Source organism: Burkholderia sp. KCJ3K979 (assembly GCF_016759955.1).
Lineage (GTDB): Bacteria > Pseudomonadota > Gammaproteobacteria > Burkholderiales > Burkholderiaceae > Burkholderia > Burkholderia orbicola.
Window position 1 is genome coordinate 1 of the sequence record NZ_JACFYV010000304.1, and the last position, 6,398, is coordinate 6,398.

7 protein-coding genes are annotated in these 6,398 nt (G+C 67.2%); 5 read left to right on the forward strand and 2 right to left on the reverse strand.

Going from position 1 to position 6,398, the window contains the following annotated elements; translation table 11 throughout:
* Together H3O04_RS33120 and H3O04_RS33125 are read left to right on the forward strand one after the other, a co-directional pair.
* The coding region (locus tag H3O04_RS33120) for a DeoR/GlpR family DNA-binding transcription regulator (protein ID WP_442862856.1) at positions 1 to 421 on the forward strand (421 nt) is incomplete at its 5' end.
* 301 nt (positions 422 to 722) lie between these two features.
* Positions 723 to 920, forward strand: a complete 198-nt coding sequence (locus H3O04_RS33125) for a hypothetical protein (protein ID WP_006477892.1) — start codon at positions 723 to 725, stop codon at positions 918 to 920.
* A 95-nt stretch (positions 921 to 1,015) separates the two neighbouring features.
* Here the strand turns inward: H3O04_RS33125 and H3O04_RS33130 are convergent, their stop codons facing one another.
* A complete protein-coding gene (locus H3O04_RS33130; RefSeq protein WP_006477891.1) occupies positions 1,016 to 1,384 on the reverse strand; it encodes a hypothetical protein in 369 nt (122 codons plus the stop codon).
* Positions 1,385 to 1,546: 162 nt separating this feature from the next.
* On the opposite strand from H3O04_RS33130, the gene glpD reads away from it, so the two are divergent.
* The 3 genes from glpD to H3O04_RS33145 all read left to right on the forward strand — a co-directional run bounded on the left by glpD (position 1,547) and on the right by H3O04_RS33145 (position 5,483).
* The gene (gene glpD, locus H3O04_RS33135) at positions 1,547 to 3,070 is read left to right on the forward strand and encodes a glycerol-3-phosphate dehydrogenase (RefSeq protein ID WP_006477890.1); all 1,524 of its coding nucleotides are present in this window, start codon (positions 1,547 to 1,549) and stop codon (positions 3,068 to 3,070) included.
* Between the two features lie 113 nt (positions 3,071 to 3,183).
* Positions 3,184 to 4,686 (forward strand): glycerol kinase GlpK, encoded by a 1,503-nt coding sequence (gene glpK, locus H3O04_RS33140; RefSeq protein ID WP_053523946.1) that lies wholly within the window; start codon positions 3,184 to 3,186, stop codon positions 4,684 to 4,686.
* An 80-nt stretch (positions 4,687 to 4,766) separates the two neighbouring features.
* Positions 4,767 to 5,483 carry an MIP/aquaporin family protein gene (locus H3O04_RS33145; protein WP_011546148.1) on the forward strand — a complete coding sequence of 239 codons (717 nt, stop codon included), beginning with the start codon at positions 4,767 to 4,769 and terminating at the stop codon, positions 5,481 to 5,483.
* A gap of 60 nt (positions 5,484 to 5,543) precedes the next feature.
* Here the strand turns inward: H3O04_RS33145 and H3O04_RS33150 are convergent.
* On the reverse strand, positions 5,544 to 6,398 hold an 855-nt coding region (locus H3O04_RS33150; RefSeq protein WP_202589295.1), incomplete at its 5' end, for an NAD(P)/FAD-dependent oxidoreductase.

Here is a 6,398-nt window from a genome sequence, read left to right on the forward strand (position 1 = left end):
CGGGCTGCACGTGATCACCAACAACCTGAACGTCGCGTCGATGATGAGCGGCTACCCCGACTGCGAGGTGCTGATCACCGGCGGCATCGTGCGGCCGTGGGACAAGGGCATCGTCGGCGAGCTCGCGATCGACTTCATCCGCCAGTTCAAGGTCGACTACGCGATCATCGGCACGTCGGCGATCGAGGCCGACGGCACGCTGCGCGATTTCGACACGCGCGAGGTGCGCGTCGCGGAGGCGATCATGCAGCATGCGCGCACGGTCTACCTCGTGACCGACCATTCGAAGGTCGGCCGCCCGGCGCTGGTGCGCCAGGGCCATCTGAGCCAGGTGCACGCGCTCTTCACCGACAAGCCGCTGCCGCCCGAAATGGCCGACACGGTGGCCGCCGCCGGCACGCAGGTGTACGTCGCGGAATGACGGTTGCGATGCTGCACCGCACCTGAAACTTCAAGTGAAATCAAGAAGTTGGCGCCGCGCGCGGACCGCTCGTGGCGTGCGTTTCTGTCAAACGGAAAATTAACGGGGCACGATTTGTCGTTGCCCACGCACTCGACTAGACTCCAGTTCCCCGGCCCGTTCGCCGATCCGCCTGTGCCAGGGCGGTGCGAATCGCAGGCCGGCGAATGCAGCTTTTCCCCCCAAGCCATACCCTCGCGGGGTATCGCGCGGCGGCGTATGCGCCGGCCGCGCGGGCAGTCTGATTGCCACGGAGAGAACGATGCTGAGTCCGCATGAATTCGCCACGCTCTTGCTTGTGAAGGACGCGCCTGATCAGCGCGACATGGATCGGGATGAACTGGACATCCTGCTCGAACAACAGCTCGTCCGCCTGGAAGGGCTCGGCTCGGGGCGCAAATACTGCGTGACCGAGACCGGCGACGCCGCGCTGCGATCCATCAAGTACCGCTATTCGTAAGCCCCGCTGTTCCCTGACCTGAACCCGATCGCGCGGCCGGCATCCGGCCGCGCGGTCGTTCCTGCCTTCCCTCTGCCCGTTCGGCGCCGCCGGCTTCAGCCGCCGCGCAGCGTCGGGTCGACCGCCGCCCGCCAGCTGATGGCCTGCGCGCGCGCGCCGTTGAAATAGGCGACCCAGCCGGCGCGTGCCGCCGCGTCAGGCGCCACATAGTGGGTCGAAAGTTCGTTTACGAACGCACAATAGTTCGCTTCGGTCAGCCCGCGATACCGTTTCGCCACATACGCGTCGTACAGCGTCGAGTAGACCGGCTGCGCGTCCGCGCCCCAGTCGCGCGCCGCGCCGCCGCACGACGTCTGCAGGTCGACGAACGACGGCGCCCGCCAGTTGCCGGCAAGCGGCGGCATCCCCGCACTGCACCCCGCCAGAAGGACGGCGCACGCGCCGGCCCACATCCCAATACGCATGATTCACCTCGCGAAACGGTCGATTCCGCCAGTATCGTCCGGGATCGTGTCACGCGCTACTGGCCCCGCTTTTTCGAACTTTACTTTTTCGATTTCGTTCGTTAAATTTCGAATTCGAACATTTCATGTTCGCCCTATTTCAACAGACGATAAGGACAGCAGGTGACCCAACCGAATCGCTACGATCTGCTCGTCGTCGGCGGCGGCATCAACGGCGCGGGGATCGCGCGCGATGCGGCCGGCCGCGGCCTGTCGGTCATGCTCTGCGAGCAGGACGACCTCGCGTCGCACACGTCGTCGTCCAGCACGAAGCTGATTCACGGCGGCCTGCGTTACCTCGAGTACAACGAGTTCGGGCTGGTGCGCAAGGCGCTGCAGGAACGCGAAACGCTGCTGCGCGCGGCGCCGCACATCATGTGGCCGCTGCGCTTCGTGATGCCGCACATGCCGAACCTGCGCCCGGCCTGGCTGATCCGCATCGGCCTGTTCCTCTACGATCACCTCGCGAAACGCGAGCTGCTGCCCGGCTCGCGCGGCATCGACATGCGCCGCCATGCGGCCGGCGCGCCGCTGATCGACTCGATCAAGCGCGGCTTCGTGTATTCCGACGGCTGGGTCGACGACGCGCGCCTCGTCGTGCTGAACGCGATGGATGCGAAGGAGCGCGGCGCCGAGATCCTGACGCGCACGAAGCTCGTTTCCGCCGAACGCCGCGGCGACGAATGGGAAGCGCGGCTGCAGCACGCCGACGGTTCGATCCGCGTCGTGCATGCGCGCGCGATCGCGAACGCGGCCGGCCCGTGGGTCGGCGAGGTGCTGCACGGCGCGCTCGGCCGCGGCGCGCATCATAGCGTGCGGCTCGTGAAGGGCAGCCACATCATCACGCGCCGCCTGTTCGATCACGATCACGCGTACATCTTCCAGAACCCGGACAAGCGGATCATCTTCGCGATTCCGTACGAGCACGACTTCACGCTGATCGGCACGACCGACGTCGAATACACGAACGATCCCGCGAAGGTCGCGATCGATCGCGACGAGACGCAATACCTGTGCGATTCGATCAACCGCTACTTCAAGCGCAAGATCTCGCCGGCCGACGTGCACTGGACCTATTCGGGCGTGCGCCCGCTGCTGGAAGACGAGAACGCGGCGAACGCATCGGCCGTCACGCGCGACTATCGCCTCGAACTCGACGATGGCGCGGGCGCCCCGCTGCTGTCGGTGTTCGGCGGCAAGATCACGACGTTCCGCAAGCTCGCGGAAGAAGCCGGCGACATGCTGTGCCGTGCGCTCGGCCGCGATGCGAAGACCTGGACCGCCGGCGTCGCGCTGCCGGGCGGCGACATCGCGGACGCGAAGTTCGACGGGTTCGCCAGCGCGTTCGCGAAACGTCATCCGTGGCTGCCCGCCGCGCTTGCGCGCCGCTATGCACGTGCGTACGGCACGCGTGCGGAGCGCGTGGTCGACGGCGCGAAGTCGCTCGCCGATCTCGGCGCCGAAATCGCGCCGGGCATCCACGACGCCGAACTGCGCTACCTGCGCGACGCCGAATGGGCGACCTGCGCGCAGGACGTCCTGTGGCGCCGCTCGAAGCTCGGCCTGCACGTCGCGCCCGGCACGCTCGATGCGGTGACCGCCGCGGTCGACGCATGGTTCGCCGCCGCGCATGCGCCGCATGCGTAATCCGAATGCAGTTGCAATGGTAGTTTTGCCTGACCGACGTTGATTCACCGACGCGCCGCCCCACATGCGGCGCGCATCACAACTAAGCCAATCCACGGATGGAGATGAGAGACATGCAGGACCAGTACATCCTCGCGCTTGACCAGGGCACCACGAGTTCCCGCGCGATGCTGTTCGATCGCCAGGGCAACATCGTATCGATCGCCCAGAAGGAATTCGAACAGATCTACCCGCAACCCGGCTGGGTCGAGCACGACCCGCAGGAAATCTGGTCGACGCAAGCCGGCGTCGCCGCGGAAGCCGTCACGCGCACGGGCCTGAACGGCACGTCGATCGCGGCGATCGGCATCACGAACCAGCGCGAAACGACCATCGTCTGGGATCGCGAGACGGGCCAGCCGGTCTACAACGCGATCGTCTGGCAGGATCGCCGCACCGCCGATTTCTGCGACTCGCTGAAGAAGCAGGGCCTCGAAGCGAAGGTGCGCGCGAAGACCGGCCTGCCGATCGACTCGTACTTCTCCGCGACGAAGATCCGCTGGATCCTCGACAACGTGCCGGGCGCGCGCGACAAGGCGCGCCAGGGCAAGCTCGCGTTCGGCACCGTCGACAGCTGGCTCGTGTGGAACTTCACGAAGCACGAACTGCACGTGACCGACGTGACGAACGCGTCGCGCACGATGCTGTTCAACATCCATACGCGCGAATGGGACAGCGAGCTGCTCGAACTGCTCGACATCCCGCGCAGCATGCTGCCGGAAGTGAAGGCATCGTCGGAAATCTACGGCCACACCAAGACCACCGTGTTCGCATCGAAGATCCCGCTCGCGGGCATCGCCGGCGACCAGCACGCGGCGCTGTTCGGCCAGATGTGCACGACCTCGGGCATGGTAAAGAACACCTACGGCACCGGCTGCTTCCTGATGATGAACACCGGCGACAAGCCGATCGAATCGAAGAACAACCTCGTCACGACGATCGCCTGGCAGATCGGCGACGACGTGCAGTACGCGCTCGAAGGCAGCATCTTCATCGCGGGCGCGGTCGTGCAGTGGCTGCGCGACGGCGTCGGCCTCATCAAGACGGCCGCGGAAATCGAGGCGCTCGCCGCGACCGTGCCGCACACCGACGGCGTGTATCTCGTGCCCGCGTTCGCCGGTCTCGGCGCACCGCACTGGAACGCGCGGGCGCGCGGCTCGGTGTTCGGCGTCACGCGCGGCACGAGCGCCGCGCATCTCGCGCGCGCGGCGCTCGATGCGATCGCGTATCAGTCGCTCGACGTGCTGGCCGCGATGGAAGCCGATTCGGGCATCAGCATCGGCGAGTTGCGCGTCGACGGCGGCGCCAGCGCGAACGACCTGCTGATGCAGTTCCAGGCCGACCTGCTCGGCGTCGACGCGGTGCGTCCGCAGATCACCGAGACGACCGCGCTCGGCGCGGCCTACCTCGCGGGTCTCGCGATCGGCTACTGGAAGAACCTCGACGAAGTGCGCGACCAGTGGCAGCTCGATCGCCGCTTCGCACCGTCGATGCCGAAGGAGCAGGTCGAGCAGCGCATGGCCGGCTGGCAGCGTGCGGTGCGCGCCGCGAAGGCGTGGGCCGACGACACCCAGTAATCCGAACAATATCAAACGACATACAACAACACCGGCGGACCGCGCAGCGCGCGAGTCCGCCGTGACTTCGAGAGACAATCATGTCACCTTATATTGCAGAATTCATCGGCACGGCGATCCTCGTGCTGCTCGGCAACGGCGCGGTCGCAAACGTGCTGCTTGCAAAGACCAAGGGCAAAGGCGCGGATCTGATCGTGATCGTGATGGGCTGGGCGATGGCGGTATTCGTCGCGGTCTACGTGACCGCGTCGTTCAGCGGCGCGCACCTGAACCCGATCGTCACGATCAGCCTCGCGCTCGCGGGCAAGTTCGCGTGGTCGAAAGTCGGCGGCTACGTGCTCGCGCAGATGCTCGGCGGGATGGCGGGCGCGCTGCTCGTGTGGCTCGCGTATCGCCAGCACTTCGCGAAGGAAGCCGATGCGGACCTGAAGCTCGCGGTGTTCTGCACGGCGCCGGCGATCCGCAGCACCACGCACAACGTGCTGACCGAAGCGATCTGCACGTTCGTGCTGATCCTCGGCGTGCTGTATCTCGCGTCGCCGCAAGTCGGCCTCGGCGCACTCGACGCGTTGCCCGTCGGCCTGCTCGTGCTCGGCATCGGCATCTCGCTCGGCGGCCCGACCGGCTACGCGATGAGCCCCGCGCGCGACCTGTCGCCGCGCATCATGCATGCGCTGCTGCCGATTCCCGGCAAGCGCGACAGCGACTGGCGCTATGCGTGGGTGCCCGTCGTCGGCCCGCTGCTCGGCGGCGCGGCGGCAGCCGGCCTGTATCTGCGCCTGCACGCGATGGCCTGATCGCGGTCTGAACGAAGCGCGCGGCGTTCGCTGCCGCGCGCTTCATTTCCCTCCTTTCCGCTACCGGTCATTCACGGCCGTCACCAGCGACTTCAGCTTCACGTCGACGTCCGCGACCGCAGCCGGCGTCACGTCGATCCCGCGTTCGACCAGCATCCTCGCCACGCGCATTTCCTTCACGAATCCCGCCGCCCGCCCGAAGCCGCTCGCCGCGACGAGCCGCGCGAGCGCATCGAAATGGAAATGGATTTCCGCATCGTCGCCAAGGCTGCGTGCGACCGACTGCGTACCGAGCGCCGGCTCCCCGGCCACCTGCAACTGCGCATCGTATTGATCGGACCAGAACCACGGCGTGTCGCGATACGCTTCGCCCGCACCGAGCATGTTGCGGGCGGCGACGTGCGCTTGCGTCTCGGCGCCGTGCCAGGTCTCCTGTCGAACCGGCTGGCCCGATAACGCGCTCGGAAACACCGCGACGTCGCCGGCCGCGTAGATGCCGCGCGCCGATGTCTCGAGCTGCGCATTCACGACGATGCCGCGCTCGACCGCGAGGCCCGCATCGCGCGCCAGTTCATCGGCCGGTTCGATGCCGATGCCGGCCACGACCGTGTCGGCGAGCAGCGTGTCGCCGTCGTCGAGCACGACGGCCAGCGCACCGCCCGACGTCCGCTCGATCGCAACCGGCTTTCGGTTCAGGCGAATCGCCACGCCCTGCGCATCGTGCGCCGCATGCACGCGCGTCGCGATGGCTTCCGGCACAGCGCGGCCGAGCAGTCGCGGCGCCGCGTCGAGCACGGTCACGCGGCAGCCGCGCCGACGCGCCGACGCCGCGACTTCGAGACCGATGAAACCGCCGCCGATGAACTGGCGCGCGATGCGGGCCTCGCGGTCGAGCGCGGCATCGTCGTGAATGCG